We start from the raw sequence: 18,607 nt of genomic DNA, 5'->3' as shown, positions 1-18,607 counted from the left end.
CGGACGAGGGACAGGGACAATAAGCAGGGGCAATGGATGAGTCGGGGCTCAGCCCGCGTTCAGGACCGCTCGATCACAGGACCTGCTCGATCAACTGGTTGATCAGCGCGGGCCGTGTCGCGAAGACGAAATGGTCGGCGCCGGGAATCTCCACCAGCCGGGCGCCCGGAACATGGGTGCGCAGATACAGCCCCACATCGGAGGGGACCTCCTGCCCGATCGTCGCGGCGACCACCAGCACCCGCGCCCGGATCAGCGGAAGCAGCGCCCGGTCGTCGTCCCGCGAGATGCCGTCGAAGAAGCCGAGAAGCGTGGCCACTCCGGCGTGGAGGCTCATCGGCCGGAACCACTCCACGAGCCGCCCGGCCTCCTCGGCGTCCACGTCACGGAAGACGAGGGACGGTTCGAGCACGGCGTCGGTCAGCGCCTCGATACCGCCGTCCCGCGCCGCGTCCGTGAAGTGCGCGATCCCCTCGTCGGTGAACCCCCAGGGCCAGTCCGGTCCCCGCCGGAACCGGGGCGACGCGTTGATGACGACCAGATCGGAGACCCGTTGCGGATGCTGGGCCGCGTACCGCAGGGCCACATGTCCGGCCGACGCGAAACCCACGAGCACGATGTCCTCGACGTCCAGCGTGGCGGTCAGCGCGTGCAGGTCGTCCACGTACTGCTGGGTGACATCGGTACAGTCGGCCGGCAGCTTGTCCGAGTGCCCGTAGCCGCGCAGATCGGGGAACACGTTCTGGGCGAGCGGCGCGAAGTGGCGGCGCTGATGGGCCCAGGAGTCCGAGTCGAGCGGCAGCCCGTGGACCCACACGACCGTGCGCGGCCCGTCCCCCACCACCTGGTACGCGACCCTGCCACCCGGTACGTCGATGAACTGGCGCTCCATCACACGGCCCTCCGTCCCGCGGTCTCCCTCGCCGCCGCGAGACCCGGATACGGTTCGCCGTCGAGACCCGGCACCGTGATCGCCAGCGGGTCGTTGTCATGGGCGACGAGCTGCTGCGCCGCGTAGTCGCTGACCGCGCCCGACAGGAGCTGCCGGGGGTCCTCCATCACCACCCGCAGCCGGGTGACGAGCGCGCGCCAGTCGTCGTCGGACCGGATCGGCGGCATCTCGCCGACCTCGGTGGTGGTGTCCCCGAAGGACAGGACCGCCTCGTCGCCCCCGCTCGGCGAGAAGGCCGGATACCCCTCGAACATCGTCGCCCCCAGGTCCACGGTCGCCCGGGTCCCCGCCCACAGCGCGCGCAGCGCCGGTTCCAGTGCGGCGACCTCGCTGAGGTCGCCGTCCGCCGGGGTCGCGAACACCGGGGCGTGCGGCGCCATGTACAGCCGGTCCAGGGGGAGTTTGTGGCGGGACGCGGCGAGGACGATCGCGGCGACGCTGCTGGTGCGCCACGTCACGCCCGCCGTCGGCCGGCCCTGCTGCCCGGCGATGACGACCATCGCACGCTCCCAGTCGACGCCCTGGACGTCGCACCAGGTGATGAACCGGTGCGCGTTGTCCATCCCGACGAGGAAGAACGTCGCGACCATGATCCGGTTGAACGACACCGGCAGCTCGCCGGGGTCGCCGTCGTCCAAGTAGTCCTCGCGCAGGGTGCGTTCACTCAGATACGCGGGGTCGGCGAGCGCCCGTACGAGATAGCGCTCGGTGAGGTCGCAGGAGTAGTCGACCATCGCCGCGATGGCCTCCTCGCGGCCCCGGTACGACGGCGCGGCGATCCGGTCCCGCCACAGGGCGACGTCGTTGGCCGCCCGGGACCGCCGCACCTCCGTGAGGAGCCGCAGGGCGTCGGCGCGCCACACACCGCGCTCGTCGCCGCGCTTCAGGGCGGCCAGCGAGGCGAGCGCGGGACCGAGGTGCGACACGGCCGCCAGCTCCTTGAAGCCTCGCGTCGACAGCCGGAAGCCGAGCACCGTGGGCGGCCTCCCGCCGCCCGGGTACAGCGCCATGTCGGCGCCCGTGACGACGAGCAGCGGATCGTCGGCGCCCGCCCGCACGGCGGCGTCCCGCAGATGCGCGCCGATGCTGTCGGGCCCGGCGGTATAGGTGGTGAACAGGTCGATCAGCTCAGGGCTTTCCTGCGAAGGCGCGGGCATGCCGCACTCCTCTCTGCGTGCCGGACCGCGGCGTGGGGCGCGCGGCCGGTGAGACGGACGGGGCGGTCGGGGCGCTCAGGTGGTGGACACGACCTGGTCCGTGAAGCGGTAGACGACGCTGTCGGCCGCGAAACGCACATCGGGGCTGAGCGCGTTGGTCTGCACGAGCAGCACCCCGCGCCCCTCCGTGTCCGCGAGTACGGCGACATCCGTTCCGCCCGTGGTGGGGAACTCCCCGACGCGCACGAGCTGTTCGTCCTGCCACCGGTAGATCTGCGAGGCGAGTGCCGTGGTCGGATCGGCCGGCGTGCCCAGGATGAAGTTGACCCGGACGACGTACAGGCCGCGTGCGGTGCGGATGACGGCGAGTTCCCGCGCGCCGAGCCCGTCCCCGATCCGCTGGTGCTCCTCGAAGACGCCCCGCTCGCGGTTCCACCGCCACACCGCCGAGCCCTCCTCGATGCAGGCGACGACGAGGTACGGCGTGTTGGTCGCGGGGTCGGTGAAGGAGGCGAACGCCCGGCCGGTGCGGGCCGCCAGCTCCTGGTGTGCGACGAACCGTGCGCCGTCCCACCGGTACAGGACGCTGGGCGTGACATGGTCCGCGTGGGCCAGGAAGTGCGTGCCGTCGACGGTGAGGGCATGCCAGTTGTACGCCCACTGCGAGGGGATGTCCTGGAAGTGCTCGAACCGTTCGCCGTTCCACTCGTGGATCTCGGACGGCCGGTTCTCCGACTCGTGCCCCGGTACGGCGACACCCTGCGCGAGGGCGAGGAAGTGCCGGTCGCCGATGGTGAAGTGCCGCCACTGCTTTGCCGCGAATCCGGGGAACGACTGGAACGGCACGAAAGCGCCGCCGTCCCAGGCGAAGACGGTCGAGTCGACGACGTACCGATAGGGCCCAGAGCCGCTGCGGATGCTCGCCACGGCGAGAAAGGAACGCTCCCCGATCCGGAAGAACTCCGCGTCCTCGCCGCCGGGCGCCGTGAGCTTCCCCCACGGCTCGTAGCGGTCGCCGTCGCCGCGCCGCAGAAGCAGCAGCTCGGTGTCGCTGTCGCCGCCGTTCATTCCCGGGGGCGTGCCGGGCGCGTCGTAGGAGAGCTGGGGGATCGCCAGCAGCTCCAGGTCCCCGATCCGGATGGGTTCGGCGGCCCGCGCACCGGACGCCGCGATGCGCTGCACCTCCGTGAGATACGGGTCCTGGCGCGGGGCGCCCTCAGAGGTCGCGGTCATGAAGCCACCTGCCCCTTCGGCGTCGCCCCGAAGAACAGCTGCGCCATCTCCGGGTCGGCGAGCAGGTCGTCGGCGTTGCCGGTGTGCAGGACCCGGCCGCCCTCCATGACGACGGCGTGGTCGGCGAGGGTGAGGCCGAAGCGTACGTTCTGTTCGACCATGAGGACGGTCACCCCTTCCTGGTTGAGCGTGGTGACGGAGTCGGCGAGCTGCGCGGACGCCTTCGGATCGAGGCCGAGCGTCGGCTCGTCGAGGAGTACGACACGGGGCCGGAGCATCAGGGCGCGGGCGAACTCGACGGTGCGGCGCTGGCCGCCGGAGAGGGACGCGGCCTTGTCGGACGCGCGGTCGGCGATCAGCGGATAGAGGGCGCAGATCTCCTCGTAGCGGCGGCGGTTGCGTTCGCGTTCGTGGCGGTTGACGTAGGCGCCGAGCATGACGTTCTCGCGGACCGACAGGGCCGGGAACAGGCCGTGGTGCTGGGGGACCTGGACCACGCCACGCTTGAGGATCGCGGCGGGGGACAGGCCCCCGATCTCGTCGCCGCCGAGCAGGATCCGGCCGCCCCGGGGGCGGAGGAGCCCGCTGCACGCCTTCAACACGGTTGATTTCCCTGCCCCGTTGGGGCCGACAATGCAGGTGATGGCGGATTCGACGGCGGTGAAGCCGACACCGCGCAGGATGTCTCCCGCGCGCCCGTATCCGGCGACCAGATCGGTGAAGGTGATCATGCGATGACTCCCGAGACTCCCGAGGCCGCCTCGCCGCCGCGCGGGGCGGGCGCGTGGTCGCCGAGGTAGGCGTCCAGGACCGCCGGGTCCCGCTCGATCTGTCCGGGCGGGCCGCTCGCGATGACTGCGCCCTGGGCGAGGACATGGATGTGGTCGCAGAGCGAGAGGACCAGCGGCATGTTGTGCTCCACGACCAGGACGGTCGTCCCCGCGCCGTTCAGTTTGCGGACGATGTCGCTCAGCCGCTCCACCAGCGCGGGGTTGATACCGGCGGCCGGTTCGTCGAGAAGGAGGAGTTCCGGCTCCAGCATCAGGGCCTGGGCCAGTTCGACGAGCTTCTGCTGCCCGTACGAGAGCCCGCCCGCGCGATGGTCCGCGTACGCGCCGATCCCGACGAAGTCGAGCCATTCCCGGGCGCGGGCCGCCTCCTGGCCGCTGACCGCCGAGGTGCGCAGCTTCCCCGCCGAGAAGGTGCGGCTGGGCACGGCCAGGTTCTCCACGGCGGTGAGCTGCGGGAAGACGCGGGTGGCCTGGAAGGTGCGGGCGAGCCCGGCGTGGGCACGCTGCCAGCGAGGGAGGCCGTCGATGCGGCGCTCGCCCAGGTGGACCGTGCCGCTGTCGGCGGTGAGGGTGCCGTCGAGCAGGTTGAACACGGTGGTCTTGCCGGAGCCGTTGGGTCCGATGAGACCGGTGATCGACCCGCGCGCGACCGTCAGGGAGCACCCGTGCACGGCCCGCACCCCGCCGAACGACTTTTCCAGCCCCTCGACCCGCAGCAGCGGTGGCGCCCCCGCCCCCGCCCCCGGCTCCGGCACCCGCTCCCGCACCGTCAGCGCGGCGGGCAGCCGCTCCGGAACCTCGGCCAGTCGCACACCCGCCAGCGCCACCGGACCCGAACGCCGCAGCCGCGTCAGCCAGTTCAGGCCCTCCGTCAGCACCCCCTTCGGGAAGAACAGGACGATCGCGGCGAGCAGCGCGCCGTAGATGATCAGCCGCCAGGAGCCGGCGTCCGGGCCGCTGAGGTTCTGGTTGGTGAACTGGTTCAGCGGCTCCAGGAGGAACGCGCCCAGGACCGGGCCCCACAGCGTGCCCACACCGCCCAGATGCGCGGCGAGCACGATCTGCATGGCGATGACGATGTCGAACATCGACGCGGGTTCGAGGAAGGCGATGTAGTAGCCGTAGATCCCGCCCGCGACACCGATCGGGAAGGCGCTCGCCGCGAACGCGAGCATCTTGTACCGGTCGGTCCGTACGCCGATCCCGTCGGCCTTCGACTCGTCGTCACGGATCGCCATGAGACCGATGCCGAACTTGGACCTGCGGATCGCCCATGACCCCCAGATTGTGAGCGCGAGCAGCGCCAGGAGGGCGTAGTAGAAGGGCCAGTTGAGGTAGGCGCTGTCCCAGGTCGGCAGGGGCAGCGCGAGGCCGTGGTTGCCGTTGGTCAGCGACGACCAGTTGGACACGAGCAGCGCCGTGAACTCCAGGAACGCGAAGCTGACGATGACGAACGCGATGCCCCGGGTGCGGCGCCCCACCAGACCGAGCAGCAGCGCGGCGCCGGCGGCGACCACACCGCCGACGGGCGCGGCCAGGAACGGTGACATCCCGGTGTGGATCGACAGCAGGGCCGTGGTGTACGCGCCGACGCCGAGGAAGGCGCTCTGTCCGAGGGACACATAGCCGGTGTAGCCGGACATGATGTTCCAGCCGGACGCCATGACGGCCAGGAGGAACGCCATGATCGCCATGTTCTGGAGATAGGCGTTGTCGGAGACGAGCGGCAGGACGGCGAGCGCGAGGGCCGCGAGGCCGATCCCGGCCGCCCGGATGCGGTGGATGGTCATGCGCGGGCCATGTCCTCTCGCAGTCGGGTGCCCAACAGGCCCTGGGGACGGGCGAGAAGGACCAGGATGATCGCCAGATAGGGGACCGCCGCCGCCCAGTCGGGCGACACATAGGTGGCGGTCAGGGACTCGGCGAGCGCGATGATCACGGCACCGAGGACGCTGCCGGCCAGGCTTCCCATGCCGCCGAGCACGATGATCGCGAGCATCAGACCGATCCAGTGGTCGGCCGAGCTGGGCATGAACGGATACAACACGCTCAGCAGCGACCCGCCCGCCCCGGCCGCGGCGACCCCGAGCGCGTACGCCGCCGCCCAGGTCGCGCGCACATCGATACCGATCAGCCGCGCGCCCTCCGCACTCGACGCCGTGGCCTGGAGCGAACGGCCCAGCCAGGTGCGGCGCAGCAGCACGTACAGGCCCATCAGGACGACCGCCGCGATCAGGCACGCGTACACCTGCGCCTCCGGGAACTTCAGACCGAGCAGCGAGAAGGACTTGTTGGCGTAGCCCGGTGTCACCGAGCGCGCCTCATTGCCCCAGATCAGCGCGATGACACCCTTGGTGACCAGGGTGAGCCCGAAGGTCGTCACCAGCGCCATCGACGGATCGGTGGTCCGGGACCGCTCGATGAACACGTAGTACGTCGCCCAGCCCACGACCAGCAGACACGGTGTCGTGACGACGACGAGGAGCAGCGGGTCGAGCCCGGTCGCGTGCCACAGCGAATACGTCAGATAGGCGCTGAGGATGAGCATGCCGCCCTGTGCGAGGTTGACGACCCGCATCACGCCGAAGATCAGGTTCATACCGGACGCGACGAGGGCGTACACACCGCCGACCAGACCTCCCAGGACCAGCGCCTGGAAGAACGTACCCATCACGACCACCCGGGCTTCGGGTTCACGGCCGCGTCCACCGTCTTCTGGCTCTCGGGCGCGACGAATTCGAACTTCCCGTTCTGCCACTGCGCGAGGAGCATGTCGCCGTCCGGCACCCCGCGCTCGTCCCACTTCAGCGGGCCCACGATGGTCTGCACGGTGTGCGAGTGCAGCCAGTCGGCGAGCTTCTTCTGATCGAGGCTGCCGACCCCCTTCACGGCCGCTTCGAGCACCTGACCCGCCGTGTACGCGTTCGCCGCGTCGTCGTTGGGCGCGGAGCCGTACGCCGCCGTGTACGCCTTCACGAAGGCCGCGTTGCCCGGATAGTCGGCCTTCGGGCTCCAGGCCGCCGAGGTGAAGATGCCCTCGGTGTTCTTCGTGCCGACCGCCTCCGGATAGGAGCCCGTGACGCTCGGACTGTTCGTCTGGAACATCATCTCCGGGCTGAACTGCTGCTTCTGGAGCGCCTTGACGAGTCCGGCGCCGTCGTTGATCGCGACCGCGCCGTGCACGATCAGATCGGGCTTCGCGCGGGCGATACCGCTCGCGATCGAGTCGAAGTTGACGGTGTCCGGCGCGTACTTCTCGCTGTAGACCGACTTCACGCCGAGCGCGCTCAGCTCCTTGCGGAACTCCGCGATCGTCACATCGGTGTTCGGGTCGTCCTGCGTCGGATACGCGGCGGTCTTCGGCCGTTCGCCGGCCGGCAGCGCCTTCACCCAGTTCACGAACTGTTCGGGCAGGTCGAGCGAGGTGCTGGGCTGCGCGAAGAACAGATAGTCGTAGCCCCGGCTGAAGATCTCCTCGGCGCCGCCGGACGGCTCGACGTACAGCATCTTGGAGCGCTCGGCCACCGCCGACGCGGGCAGGTTGAGCTTCGACGAGAAGGTGCCGAGCAGCAGGTCGGCGCGCTCCTGGCTGATCAGGCGGTTGTAGTTGGTCACGACGGTGTTCTGGTCGAAGCCGTCGTCGAGGACCTTCAGCTCGACGTCGCGGTCGAGGAGTCCACCGCTCTTGTTGAGCTGGTCGAGCCAGACCTTGTAGCCCTCGTACGCCGGTTTGGAGGCGTCGGCCACGGGGCCCGACAGGGGCAGTGAGGCGCCGACCTTGATCGGGCCGCTGCCCGAGCCCGACGCGGAGCCCGAGCCACACGCGGTGGCTGCGAGCAGCGCCGCTGTCGCCGTACAGAGCAGGGCGTTTCGCCGTCCGCTTCGGCCGATTCCTGGCATGGCACTCACCTCGGGTTGGTGATCATGATGGCGGTTCAGGGGATCGTGATGGCGGTGCGGTTCCGGGGCCCGGATCGCGGCGGCCCCGTCGTTGATGTGCAATGTATACATTGCACTCCATCGCTCGACAAGGTGCGCGTCACGGGTTGATGCGAAATAGCTCTTACCGCTCGGTAACCCTTTGTTCGCGCTATGAATACGGCCGCCGGAGTGAAGTGGAGACACCATCTCCGGGTAGTGTCACGGTGAACTCCAGAACCGGAGATCATCTCTCCGGATGGCTTGACCGAGAAGAGGACCCCACGTGAGCACATCCCGTACATCCACGAAGAGGAAGATCGGCGCGGCCCTCCCGAGGAGGTTCGGCCTGGCCCGGCTGCTGGCCGGCGCCACCGTCCTGGGGCTGACGCTCGCCGCCTGCTCCGACGGCGGCGGGGGCACGGCGTCCACGTCGTCCGCACCGTCCGCGACCCCCACGGCCTGCCCGACGACCGAAGTCGCGACGCCGTCGGCCCCGGACGGCGGCGCCACCCCCGACCGCCCGTCCATCCCGATCGCGAAGACCATCGCCCCGAGCGACACCAGCACGAGCGAGGTCGTCACCGCCGACGGCCCGCAGATCGAGTGCGGCACCACGGACGTCGAGGCGCACAAGGACCTCGTGTACGCGTCCCCCTCGGACACCGGCAAGAAGATCGACCTCAAGCTGGACGTGCTCACGCCCGCCGGTGGCTCGGCCACCAAGCCACTGGTCGTGTACCTCCCCGGCGGCGGCTTCATGCAGGCCCAGAAGGCGGCGGCCCTGGACCAGCGGACCTACCTCGCCGAACAGGGCTACGTGGTCGCCTCGATCACCTACCGGACCACGGCCGACGGCGCCACGTACAAGGAGGGCGTCAGCGATGTGAAGTCGGCGATCCGCTACCTCCGCGCCCATGCCGACGAGTACGGCATCGACCCGGACCGGGTCGCCGTCTGGGGCGAGTCCGCCGGCGGCTACCTCGCCGCGATGGTCGGCACCACCAACGGCGTCAAGGACTTCGAGTCCGGCGACCACCTGGACCGGAGCAGCGACGTCCAGGCGGTCATCGACAAGTTCGGCGCCTCCGACCTCTCCAAGGTCGGCGCGGACTACGACGACGCGGCCAAGGCGGCGAACGTGGCCCCGGGCAACAACCTCGCCCTGTATGTGTACGGACCGTCCGGCGCCGACAAGTCCGTGGCCGAGTACACCGACGAGGTCGCCGCCGCCGACCCCGCCACCTACGCCGACGGCGACGACCCGGCCTTCCTGGAGATGCACGGCAGCAAGGACCGCCTGATCTCGCCGAGCCAGACCCTCCTGCTGCACGAGGCGCTGCGCGCGAAGGGCGCCGACAGCACCCGCTATGTGCTGACCGGCGCCGACCACGGCGACATGGCGTTCATGGGCGACACCGAAGCGGGCAAGCCGTGGATCACGAAGAAGGCCCTCGGGTACATGGTCGACTTCCTCGACAAGCAGTTGCGGGCGTAGATTCCGGCGCGTCGCGGAGAGGTTCCGGTGCGTTGCGCGGCCGTCCGGATGCAATGTATACATTGAGCATGCTTTCAGCCGGCGGCCGTGCCTCAGAGCGCCCAGGAATGCACAACCAGGCCGAACTGGCCTACCTGCGGCTACGCGAGAGACTCATGTCCGGGGCGTACCACCCCGGGGACCGACTCACCGAACTCGGCATCTGCGAGGACCTCGGCATGAGCCGTACGCCGGTCCGCGAGGCGCTGCGCCGGCTCCAGAGCGACGGTCTGGTCACCTCCACGGGCCGTGGTGTGGTGGTGAGTTCGCTCTCGCCGCAGGAGATGCGGCACGCGATGCAGTTGCACGGCGCGCTGGACGCGCTCGCCGCGAAACTCGCCGCGACCGCCCAGCGCGACGGACTGCTCTCACCGGCACAGCTCACCGCGCTCAAGGACGCGGCCCACCATGTCGAGGAGTTCGCCGAACCCGCCGATCCGCAGGGCGCCTGGCGGGCCAACCTCGACTTCCACATGCTGCTGGCACGGCTGTCGGGCAACCCGCTCCTTGAGGACGCGCTCGACCGCATCTGGGCGCGGTTCGCGATCGTCAGCCTGAGCAATGTACGGCGCCGCGAGAACCTCACACCCGTCCACCACGAGGCGATCGTCAGCGCGATCGTCGACGGGGACCCGGAGCGGGCGGAGGCGGCGGCGATCGCCCATGTGGAGGACGCGGCGGCGATGTACGGGGAGGGGGACGGGGCGGAGGGGCCGTAGGGGATTTCGGGGGTGCGGCCCCGAGTTCAGCGGGTCTTGAGTCCGCTCGCGTGTGCCTGTGTCTGCGCCTGCGCGTGTGCCTGTGCCGCTGCCTTGGCCTCGCGCTCGCTCGACGCGCTGAGCGACACCATCAACTCGTCGTCGCCCAGCGGTACGACGGGCAGCGGCTCCGTTTCGCCCTCCGGCCGCGCCCGCAACCCGTCGAGCAGCAGCCGCAGGTACCGCCGCCAGAGATCCGGGTGCCCGGTCCGTTCGGTGATCGTGGCCACCATTAGCTGGATCATCGGCATGTCGTACTCGGCCACATCGACCCGTAGCGTCCCCTGTTCCTTGGCGCGGGCGAGCAACTGGTCGAGCGCGGGCCTGACCAGCGCCCGCATCCGCTCCTGCCGCTGCGGTCCCCGCCCGCTCCCGAGCATCACCTCGCGCAACCCCCGGTCGAACGACTGGAGTTCGCAGACCCTCTCCAGGCAGGACGCGAGACCGTGCCACGGGTCGGGATCGGCCGCCGCCTCCTCGGTCAGGGTGTGCACGGTCTCGGCCATGTCGTCGAAGAGCGCGTCGATCAGCTCCTCCTTGTTGGCGAAACGCCGATAGGCCGTCCCCACCCCGACCCCCGCGTGCCGCGCCACGTCGTCGAGCGTCGCACCGAGCCCCCGCTCCCGGAACACCTCACGGGCGGCCTCGATGATCCGCCGGCGGTTGCGCTCGGCATCGCGCCGCAGCGGAGGCCGCGCGGCTCCGGAGGTTCCGGCGGGTCCGGAGGCTCCGGGGGCCTCGGAGGGTTCTGCTGACATGTCGACCGCCCTTGACTGCCCCGGCCTGCCTGCGCGGAGCCTGGGCTGTTGATCTCTCGGCGCCATGCTATAGCCGTGATTCCGAAGCATTCTTCGCGAAGAAACATTCAGGAACATCTCTTCTGGAACATCTCTTCGCGAAGGACTCTTCTGAATCTAGAATGCACGCCATGACCGACGAACCCACGACCGCTGAATCGGCGACCGACGAACCCACGGGGACCGTCACCCTAGACACCGCGGCCCTGCGCGTCCTCGCCCACCCGACACGGCTCGCGCTGCTCAACCGGCTGCGGGAGCACGGCCCCGCGACCGTCGGGCAGCTCGCCGGCCACTTCGACCTGGACTCCGGAGCGGCCAGCTACCACCTGCGGCGGCTGGCGGCCGGCGGGCTCATCGAGGAGGACACCGCCCGGGGCAACCGGCGCGACCGCTGGTGGCGCGCCCGGCACCGGATCTCGATGCACGACCCCGCGGACACGGACCTGGCCGGCGCGGCGGACAGCAGGGCGTACGTCCAGGCGCTGGCGATGGCGCACGGCGAGGCCCTGCGCCGGGCCGCCACCGAGACCGTGCCGGTGATGGCCGACGAGTGGTTCGCGGTGTCCGCGTTCACCGACCACACCCTGCGCCTGACACCCACCGAACTGGACCGGATGAAGACCGAGTTGCTCGCCGTGGTCGACCGCTACCGGGAGCACGCCGCGTCGGCGGACACCGAGTCCACGGGCGCCGAGTCCACGGGCGCCGCGCCAGTGACGGTGCGCGTGCAGGCGTATCCCCTGCTCACCGACGGGGAGTGAGCGGTGCGGGGGGACGAGGTGGCGCTGGTCGGGGGGCGGGCCGCGTACCGGGACCTCAACGTGCTGCGCTGGCTCGGCGCCTACACGGCGTCCGTGACCGGCGACGTCGCCTACTACCTGACGCTGACCTGGGCCGTCACTCGGGTCGCCGGTCCCACCACGGTCGGGCTGGTGCTCGCCGTCGGGGCGATACCCCGGGCCGTCCTGATGCTCGGCGGAGGAGTACTCGCCGACCGGTTCGGGCCGCGCCGCGTCCTCATCGGCAGCGATCTGGTGCGCTGCGCGGTGGTCATCGCCGTCGCCGCGCTGACGTACGCGCACGGCCCCCGGCTGCTGCCGCTGTGCCTGCTGGCGTTCGTGTTCGGGGTGGTCGACGCGGTGTTCATGCCGGCGGTCGGCGCGCTGCCGCCCCGGCTCACCGCGAGCGGGCAGCTCGCCCGGGTGCAGGGGATGCGCTCCCTGGCCGTGCGGCTGAGCAACGCGGTGGGGCCGCTGATCGCCGCATCCGTGCTGGCCGCGCGCGGGCCCGGCGCCGCCTTCGGGGTGGTGGCGCTGCTGTTCGTGGCCTCGCTGGGGCTGCTGGCGGCGGTACGGGTCCCGCAGGCCGGCTGCCAAGGGGCCACCGGCTCACCGGTGGCCGGGGGAGAGGGCGCCGGGCCATGGGCGAACCTCTGCGATGGACTACGGCACCTGCGCCGGAACCGGAGCCTCAGCCGTCTCGTGCTGGTCGTCGCGCTCGGCGAGATGTGTTTCAGCGGGCCGCTCGCCGCGGGGCTCGTCCTCCTCGCCGGCGAGCGGGGCTGGGGCCCGGCCGCGCTCGGCGGGGTCCTCGCCGCGTTCAGTGTGGGTGGTGCCGTCACCGGGCTCGCCCTCACCGCAGCACCCCGCGTTCCGCGCGCGGGCGCGGCACTCACCGCGTCCCTGGTGGTGACCGCGGTCCTGGTCACGGCCCTCGGGCAGGCCGGTACACCGGCCACCGCGATGGCTCTGGGCGCTGTACTCGGCGCCGCGAGCGGGGTCCCCGGTGCGATCGGGCACGCGCTGGTGCAGCAGAGGACCGAGCCCCGGTACCTGGGCCGCGTCACCTCCGTGACGACCCTGGGCACCCTCGGGCTCAGTCCCTTGCTCTTTCCCCTCACCGGTCTGGTCGCCGCCGCCTGGGGGACCGGGGTGTTCTTCACGGCCTGCGGCGCGGTGTGCGCGCTCGCGGCGGCCGTCGGACTCACCCCGGCGGTACGGACGGCGGAGCTGTGACGTCAGCGACCCGTCGGGGTGAACTCACCCGCGAGCGCCGCCGCCATCCGCAGGTGCGGCGCCGCGTCCGCGTCCCGGCCCTGGCGTTCCAGCGTGCGGCCGAGCATCAACCGCGCGTAGCCCTCCACCGGGTCCCGCTCCAGGACGAGGAGCAACTGCTCCTCGGCGAGCCGCAGTCGGGCCGCGTGGTAGTACGCCCGTGCCAGCAGCAGCCGGGGTGCGACCTGCTCCGGCACCTCGTCGACCAGCCCTTCCAGGACGCCCGCCGCCGTCACGTACTCCTTGGCGTCGAAGAACATCCGCGCACGCTCCCAGCGCTCCGCGGCCGTCCCGTGCCCGTAGTACTCGGGGCTGTACGTGTCGCCGTAGGTCTCGTCGTACGTCTGGCTGTAGGTCTCGTTCACTGCAACCTCCTCGCCCGCCGCAACCGGCCCGGGTGCACGAATATTCCACCGCCCGCGCGGGGTGCCCGGGTCTGACGGGACGGCCCCGACGAGGCTAGGTTGTCCGGCATGAGCAATCTTGATCGCGAGGCGGTGCCGGCGCAGTGCGGTGGCCGCGGGTTCGTCGTCGCCGAGCCGGTGCGTGAGCTTCTCAGCCCCCGGCGCGTCCAGCTGGGCGAGTCCACCGAAGTCCGCCGTCTGCTGCCCAACCTCGGCCGGCGCATGGTCGGCGCGTGGTGCTTCGTCGATCACTACGGGCCCGACGACATCGCCGACGAGCCCGGTATGCAGGTGCCGCCGCACCCGCACATGGGGCTGCAGACGGTGAGCTGGCTGCACGAGGGCGAGGTACTGCACCGCGACTCCACGGGCAGCCTCCAGACGATCCGGCCCAAGCAGCTCGGCCTGATGACGTCCGGACGGGCCATCAGCCACTCCGAGGAGAGCCCCAAGGCGCACGCCCGGCTGCTGCACGGCGCACAGTTGTGGGTCGCGCTGCCCGACGCGGACCGGCATGTCGCACCGCACTTCGAGCACCACGCCGACCTGCCGACCGTGACGGCACCCGGCCTCACCGCGACGCTGATCCTCGGCTCGCTCGACGGCACGGCGTCGCCCGGCACGACGTACACACCCCTCGTGGGCGCCGACCTCGCCCTGACCGAGGGCGCCGAGGTCAGCGTTCCGCTGGAGCGGGACTTCGAGTACGCGGTGCTTTCCATGTCCGGCGAGGCCCACGTCGACGGGGTCCCCGTACTGCCCGGCTCCATGCTCTACCTCGGCTGCGGCCGTACCGAACTGCCTCTGCGCGCCGCGTCCGACGCGGGACTGATGCTCCTCGGCGGCGAGCCCTTCGAGGAGGAGCTGATCATGTGGTGGAACTTCATCGGCCGCACCCAGGAGGACATCGCCCAGGCCCGCTCGGACTGGATGTCGGGCGCACGCTTCGGCGAGGTCGTCGGCTACGACGGCGCCCCGCTGCCCGCCCCTGAACTGCCGCCCGTGCCTCTGAAGGCGCGGGGGAGGGTGCGCTGAACCGGGAATTTCCTGGAGCTGCGCACCCCGGGTGCCCTGTGGCTCCGGGGCAGGGGAGTGTGCCTGTCCCGGAGCCTCGTTCAGGGGTGCGTCAGGAGGTGTATGCCTCCAGCTCGGAGAGCTGGGCGGCGGGCCAGCCGGTGTTGGCGGAGAAGGTCAGCCGCAGGTAGCGGCGGTTGGTGGCGGGGAAGGTGACGGTGGCGGTGTTGCCGGTGGCCGGGTTGAAGGTGTACGAGGTCGCGGCGACGATCGAGGTGTAGGTCTCGTTGTCGGTGCTGCCGGTGACCGCGACGGTCTGGGAGCGGGTGGCCCAGGCGGTGGCGGGCGGGAGCTTCAGCACGATCCGGCTGACGTCGACCGCCGAGCCGAGGTCGACGGTGAGGGACTGCGGGAAGGCGTTGTTGGCCGACTCCCAGTAGGTGTTGGCGTTGCCGTCGACCGCGTTGCCCGAGGAGTAGGTCTGGGTGTGGCTGGTCTCGGTGGTCGGGCGGCCCTGGGCCAGGTTGGGGTTGGCGGATGTGCCCGTGCCGCTCAGCGCGACGGTCAGCGGGCTGTTCGCGTCGTTGCTGGGCACACTGAGCGTTCCGGTCCGGGTACCGGTGGACGTCGGGGCGAAGGTGACGTTGACCGTGCACGACGCGCCCGCTGCCAGCGTCGTCCCGCAGGTCCTGGTCTGGGCGAAGTCACCGGTGGCGGCGACCGTGCCCAGATTGGCGGTGGCCGTGCCGTTGTTGGTGACCGTCACGGCCTGCGCCGGACTGGTGCTCCCGACCACCCGCGAGGCGAAGGACAGACTGGTCGGCGAGGCGGACAGGGAGACGCCGTTGGTGCCGACGCCGGTGAGGTTGGCGGTGACCGGGCCGCCGGGGGCCGTGCTCGCCACGGTGAGTGTGCCGGTGCGGGTGCCGGTGGCGGTGGGTTTGAAGGTGACACTGACCGTGCAGGACGCGCCGGCGGCCAGCGAGGTGCCGCAGGTGTTGGTCTGGGCGTAGTCGCCGGTCGCGGCGACCGAGCCGATCGGAGCCGCGGAAGCGCCGCCGTTGGTGACGGTGACGGTCTGCGCGGGGCTGGTGCTGCCGACCTCCCGCGCGGCGAAGGACAGCAGGCCGGGTGAGCCGGACAGGCCGCCGGGGCTGCCGCCGCCACCGGGGTAGATGTAGTTCGGAGCCGGCCAGGTCCCGGTGCACACCGTGGAGCCGAGGCTCCAGCCGGTGTTGCCGGTGCCGATGAGCTGCGGCAGCCAGGCCCCGCCGACGCAACTGTGGATGGAGACGCCCGCACCGATGTGGTCCGCGCGGACGTTGGTGAAGGTCGCGGTGGTCCCGGACTGCACCTGGAGCATGTAGGTGCCGGTGCCGTCGATCTTCACGTTGTTGAAGTTGATGGTCTTGGTGTTGCCCTGGATGAACTGGACGGCGGAGTAGGAGCTGTCCAGGAAGTCGGTGTCCGTGACGTTGATCGTGGCGTTGATCGGCTCGGTCTCACCGTCGAACCACATGGCTCCGATTCCGAAGTCCCAGTTGTAGTCGGCGTTCCCGGCGCGCAGCAGCGTGTTGCGCGCGACGGTGTGGGTTCCGGCCAGCGCGGTGCCGTAGGTGGAGTTCACGTTGGGGTAGCGGTTGGCGACATGGATGCCGCCGCCGTTGGTGAGGGTGTCGCTGACGACGTTGTCGGTGATGCTGATGTCCCGGCCGCCGTAGGTGACGATGTTGTTGGCCAGGATCGGCGCGACCACGGTGTTGTGGTCGAAGGAGTTGTTGACGTTCGGCACGCGGTCGGCCCACATCGCCAGGCCGTCGTCCCCGGAGTTGCGGACAAAGGTGTTGGTGACCCGGGAGTTGGTGACGCCGGTGTGGAAGTTCACGCCGTCGGCGGTCTGGTCGAGGATGCGGCTGTTCTTGATGGTGAAGTTGTCCATCGGGCCGTCCATCCAGGCCCCGACCTTGGTGTGCTGCATCCAGACGTTGTCCACGACCGAGTCGGTCATGGCGCCGCCGATCGCGTTGACCTGATCATCGTCCACCCGTTCGGTGATCTCGCCCATGATGGCGAAGTCCTTGAGGGTGACGTTGCGGCTCGGCCCGCCGGCCTCGTGCGGGCGGATGGCGCCCGTGTAGCCGCCGCCGGAGACGTACTTGCCGTAGATCCCGACCCCGCGCTTGCGGTCGGTGGGGTGGCGGCCGGTGAGCACGCTGTACCAGGGGCCGGCGCCGGCGAGGGTCACGCCGTCGACGACGACGTGGTCCCACAGGGTGTACGTCCCCTCGGGAATCCATACGGCCTTGCCCTGGGCCTTGCCCGCGTCGACTGCTGCCTGGAAAGCGGCGGTCGAATCGGTGGTGCCGTTGCGGACGGCGCCGAAATCGTCGACGGACAGCGACCCGGTGGGACGGGCGACCGGGTTGGGGACCAGTTCGAAGTCGGCCAGGTCGACGGTGATCGCGACACCGCCGGTGGACTGGATCCGCACCTTGTCCCCGGCGGCGAGCGTGGACCCGAACATGGTCCGCGTCTCGTCGTAGAAGTGGTGGGGCTTGTCGCCCGGGGTGTTGGTGAACGGGTAGCTGCCGTAGAACCAGCCGTACCGGGAGGTGAGCGGCAGATCCTTGACGTGAGCGCCGTTGACGCGCAGGTCGGCGGTGGTGTTCTGGCCGGTCCCGGCGCTGTTGTCCGGCACGCTGTAGCGCACCGTCACGGCGTTGGCCGGCTTGGTGAGCGTGAACTCGACGTACTGGCCGGAGCCGCTGAGCGTGACGGCTCTGCGCCCGGACGCCTCGGAGGGAAGGCGGGTGTAGATCCGGTCGGAGCCGATCACCTGGCCCGTGCTGACGGCGTCTTCGGCCTCGATCTCCGTGAAGGGCACGGTGGCACCGCGCCCCGGAAAGTCGAACGGGGATTCGGCGCGTGCGGCGGTGGCCGCCGCGGCGGTGCCCGACACCGACGCCAGGCCCCCCGCGAGTAACGCCACGGTCGTAGCGAACGTCCAGGCACGCAGCCTGCCGCTCTTCTTCATCAACTGACCCCTTCCAGTGGAAAGGAGAAGAGCCGGACGTTCCGCGGTCATATGGATGCCGGGACCGCCGCTGCCCGGCGGGACGCCCCACACCGTAAATTGGTGACAGTACTCCGTCAATATGTTGAACAGGACGCGCAAGTTAGCGACCAGTTGAGGAATCCGATGGGCAGGTCTCCGCACCGCCCTGCGTGGGGCGACCGCCCATGACCCCGTACGAGTTCGACCGCGCGCCGGACGGGTAGGGTCCGCTGATCCGCGCACACGACAGGGGAAGGCCATGGACGAGCAACCGGAGCGCTACCGGGTCGAGTTCGCGAGCGGTTCCGCCGCCTCGGTGGAGAACCGGCGCTCCTTCCGCGACCACGACCGCAACGACATCGAGGCCGACCTGCCCGGCTGGCCCCCGGGACCGGCCTTCGCCGTGCGGGGGTTCTTCGGCAGGGTCGGCCGCTACGCCCTCGCCTTCCTCACGGGGCTCCTGTTGCTGCCGATCTACGCCATCAGTTCCCAGGTGCCCGACAAGCGCGGGAAGCTGGAGGAGCGGGAGAACGAGGTCGACGACTTCCCCGTCATCTGGGCGGGCGTCGGCGAGACCGCTCGTACGCTGCCCTGGCAGCTCGATCCGTCCCGGCGGCCCCGGACCACGGTGACCGAGATCGAACCGGCCGGGTCCGACGGGCTCGTACGCGTGACGTCGTACGAGGCCACGCCGGCGCGGGGCAACCGGGTCCTCTCCTGGGGCGGCGGTGACAAGGTTCCGGGATCCGATGCCGTGCTCTGGTCGCTGCCCCGGGACGAGATCGTCGCCGCGGAGGTCAAGCGGTTCAGCATGGCCGAGACCGACATCAAGATCTCCTTCCGCGACGGCTCCTGGGCCCGGCTCACCTCTACGGCGGACGGGGCGCGGAAGATCGCGGCTCTCCTCGGATGAACTGGGGTGTACCCCGACCTG

General features: G+C 70.6%; 16 protein-coding genes. 6 read left to right on the top strand and 10 right to left on the bottom strand.

All coding sequences use genetic code 11. The features are described 5' to 3' along the window. Positions 1 to 73: 73 nt before the first annotated feature. The 7 genes from ACIQNU_RS20155 to ACIQNU_RS20125 all read right to left on the bottom strand — a co-directional run bounded on the left by ACIQNU_RS20155 (position 74) and on the right by ACIQNU_RS20125 (position 8,033). The gene (locus tag ACIQNU_RS20155) at positions 74 to 892 is read right to left on the bottom strand and encodes an alpha/beta fold hydrolase (protein ID WP_401367977.1); all 819 of its coding nucleotides are present in this window, start codon (positions 890 to 892) and stop codon (positions 74 to 76) included. Beyond that, a complete protein-coding gene (locus ACIQNU_RS20150) occupies positions 892 to 2,109 on the bottom strand; it encodes a DUF5624 domain-containing protein (RefSeq protein WP_401367974.1) in 1,218 nt (405 codons plus the stop codon). Before ACIQNU_RS20150 ends, ACIQNU_RS20155 begins: the two co-directional genes overlap by 1 nt. 75 nt (positions 2,110 to 2,184) lie before the next feature. After that, positions 2,185 to 3,342: a hypothetical protein gene (locus tag ACIQNU_RS20145; RefSeq protein WP_401367971.1), complete on the bottom strand. Its 1,158-nt coding sequence runs from the start codon at positions 3,340 to 3,342 to the stop codon at positions 2,185 to 2,187. Then, complete coding sequence (locus tag ACIQNU_RS20140) at positions 3,339 to 4,073, bottom strand: ABC transporter ATP-binding protein (protein ID WP_401367968.1); 735 nt, start codon at positions 4,071 to 4,073, stop codon at positions 3,339 to 3,341. Before ACIQNU_RS20140 ends, ACIQNU_RS20145 begins: the two co-directional genes overlap by 4 nt. Continuing rightward, complete coding sequence (locus ACIQNU_RS20135) at positions 4,070 to 5,923, bottom strand: ATP-binding cassette domain-containing protein (RefSeq protein ID WP_401367966.1); 1,854 nt, start codon at positions 5,921 to 5,923, stop codon at positions 4,070 to 4,072. Before ACIQNU_RS20135 ends, ACIQNU_RS20140 begins: the two co-directional genes overlap by 4 nt. Further along, positions 5,920 to 6,804: a branched-chain amino acid ABC transporter permease gene (locus ACIQNU_RS20130; RefSeq protein ID WP_401367963.1), complete on the bottom strand. Its 885-nt coding sequence runs from the start codon at positions 6,802 to 6,804 to the stop codon at positions 5,920 to 5,922. Before ACIQNU_RS20130 ends, ACIQNU_RS20135 begins: the two co-directional genes overlap by 4 nt. Beyond that, entirely contained in the window at positions 6,804 to 8,033 is a 1,230-nt protein-coding gene (locus ACIQNU_RS20125) for an amino acid ABC transporter substrate-binding protein (RefSeq protein WP_401367961.1), read from the bottom strand. Before ACIQNU_RS20125 ends, ACIQNU_RS20130 begins: the two co-directional genes overlap by 1 nt. 304 nt (positions 8,034 to 8,337) lie before the next feature. Between ACIQNU_RS20125 and ACIQNU_RS20120 the strand changes: the two genes are divergently transcribed. Next, on the top strand, positions 8,338 to 9,549 hold the full coding sequence (locus ACIQNU_RS20120) for a prolyl oligopeptidase family serine peptidase (protein ID WP_401367958.1): 1,212 nt from the start codon (positions 8,338 to 8,340) through the stop codon (positions 9,547 to 9,549). A gap of 68 nt (positions 9,550 to 9,617) precedes the next feature. Further along, positions 9,618 to 10,307, top strand: coding sequence for a GntR family transcriptional regulator (locus ACIQNU_RS20115; protein WP_401367955.1), 690 nt, complete (start codon positions 9,618 to 9,620; stop codon positions 10,305 to 10,307). A 26-nt stretch (positions 10,308 to 10,333) separates the two neighbouring features. Here the strand turns inward: ACIQNU_RS20115 and ACIQNU_RS20110 are convergent, their stop codons facing one another. After that, the gene (locus ACIQNU_RS20110; protein ID WP_401367953.1) at positions 10,334 to 11,104 is read right to left on the bottom strand and encodes a TetR/AcrR family transcriptional regulator; all 771 of its coding nucleotides are present in this window, start codon (positions 11,102 to 11,104) and stop codon (positions 10,334 to 10,336) included. Between the two features lie 170 nt (positions 11,105 to 11,274). Here ACIQNU_RS20110 and ACIQNU_RS20105 point away from each other — a divergent pair, with 170 nt between their 5' ends. Continuing rightward, complete coding sequence (locus ACIQNU_RS20105; protein ID WP_401367950.1) at positions 11,275 to 11,907, top strand: ArsR/SmtB family transcription factor; 633 nt, start codon at positions 11,275 to 11,277, stop codon at positions 11,905 to 11,907. Between the two features lie 3 nt (positions 11,908 to 11,910). Then, positions 11,911 to 13,161: an MFS transporter gene (locus ACIQNU_RS20100; protein WP_401367948.1), complete on the top strand. Its 1,251-nt coding sequence runs from the start codon at positions 11,911 to 11,913 to the stop codon at positions 13,159 to 13,161. A 2-nt stretch (positions 13,162 to 13,163) separates the two neighbouring features. On the opposite strand, the gene ACIQNU_RS20095 is transcribed toward ACIQNU_RS20100, so the two are convergent. Further along, the gene (locus tag ACIQNU_RS20095; protein ID WP_401368087.1) at positions 13,164 to 13,460 is read right to left on the bottom strand and encodes a tetratricopeptide repeat protein; all 297 of its coding nucleotides are present in this window, start codon (positions 13,458 to 13,460) and stop codon (positions 13,164 to 13,166) included. A gap of 213 nt (positions 13,461 to 13,673) precedes the next feature. Between ACIQNU_RS20095 and ACIQNU_RS20090 the strand changes: the two genes are divergently transcribed. Beyond that, positions 13,674 to 14,639, top strand: a complete 966-nt coding sequence (locus ACIQNU_RS20090) for a pirin family protein (RefSeq protein WP_401367945.1) — start codon at positions 13,674 to 13,676, stop codon at positions 14,637 to 14,639. A gap of 91 nt (positions 14,640 to 14,730) precedes the next feature. On the opposite strand, the gene ACIQNU_RS20085 is transcribed toward ACIQNU_RS20090, so the two are convergent. After that, a complete protein-coding gene (locus tag ACIQNU_RS20085; RefSeq protein ID WP_401367942.1) occupies positions 14,731 to 17,652 on the bottom strand; it encodes a choice-of-anchor D domain-containing protein in 2,922 nt (973 codons plus the stop codon). A 280-nt stretch (positions 17,653 to 17,932) separates the two neighbouring features. On the opposite strand from ACIQNU_RS20085, the gene ACIQNU_RS20080 reads away from it, so the two are divergent. Continuing rightward, a complete protein-coding gene (locus ACIQNU_RS20080; RefSeq protein WP_401367940.1) occupies positions 17,933 to 18,586 on the top strand; it encodes a hypothetical protein in 654 nt (217 codons plus the stop codon). Positions 18,587 to 18,607 lie beyond the last annotated feature (21 nt).

It is taken from the genome of Streptomyces sp. NPDC091292 (assembly GCF_044757265.1).
GTDB lineage: Bacteria > Actinomycetota > Actinomycetes > Streptomycetales > Streptomycetaceae > Streptomyces.
Note: the sequence above shows the minus strand (reverse complement) of the source record. Positions and strands in the feature narration are given on the sequence as shown.

Bases quoted from the DNA above. Each gene is read 5' to 3' on its own strand.
- ACIQNU_RS20155 (WP_401367977.1), bottom strand. From the start codon at position 892: ATGGAGCGCCAGTTCATCGACGTACCGGGTGGCAGGGTCGCGTACCAG.
- ACIQNU_RS20150 (WP_401367974.1), bottom strand. From the start codon at position 2,109: ATGCCCGCGCCTTCGCAGGAAAGCCCTGAGCTGATCGACCTGTTCACC.
- ACIQNU_RS20145 (WP_401367971.1), bottom strand. From the start codon at position 3,342: ATGACCGCGACCTCTGAGGGCGCCCCGCGCCAGGACCCGTATCTCACG.
- ACIQNU_RS20140 (WP_401367968.1), bottom strand. From the start codon at position 4,073: ATGATCACCTTCACCGATCTGGTCGCCGGATACGGGCGCGCGGGAGAC.
- ACIQNU_RS20135 (WP_401367966.1), bottom strand. From the start codon at position 5,923: ATGACCATCCACCGCATCCGGGCGGCCGGGATCGGCCTCGCGGCCCTC.
- ACIQNU_RS20130 (WP_401367963.1), bottom strand. From the start codon at position 6,804: ATGGGTACGTTCTTCCAGGCGCTGGTCCTGGGAGGTCTGGTCGGCGGT.
- ACIQNU_RS20125 (WP_401367961.1), bottom strand. From the start codon at position 8,033: ATGCCAGGAATCGGCCGAAGCGGACGGCGAAACGCCCTGCTCTGTACG.
- ACIQNU_RS20115 (WP_401367955.1), top strand. From the start codon at position 9,618: ATGCTTTCAGCCGGCGGCCGTGCCTCAGAGCGCCCAGGAATGCACAAC.
- ACIQNU_RS20110 (WP_401367953.1), bottom strand. From the start codon at position 11,104: ATGTCAGCAGAACCCTCCGAGGCCCCCGGAGCCTCCGGACCCGCCGGA.
- ACIQNU_RS20105 (WP_401367950.1), top strand. From the start codon at position 11,275: ATGACCGACGAACCCACGACCGCTGAATCGGCGACCGACGAACCCACG.
- ACIQNU_RS20095 (WP_401368087.1), bottom strand. From the start codon at position 13,460: ATGTTCTTCGACGCCAAGGAGTACGTGACGGCGGCGGGCGTCCTGGAA.
- ACIQNU_RS20090 (WP_401367945.1), top strand. From the start codon at position 13,674: ATGAGCAATCTTGATCGCGAGGCGGTGCCGGCGCAGTGCGGTGGCCGC.
- ACIQNU_RS20085 (WP_401367942.1), bottom strand. From the start codon at position 17,652: ATGAAGAAGAGCGGCAGGCTGCGTGCCTGGACGTTCGCTACGACCGTG.
- ACIQNU_RS20080 (WP_401367940.1), top strand. From the start codon at position 17,933: ATGGACGAGCAACCGGAGCGCTACCGGGTCGAGTTCGCGAGCGGTTCC.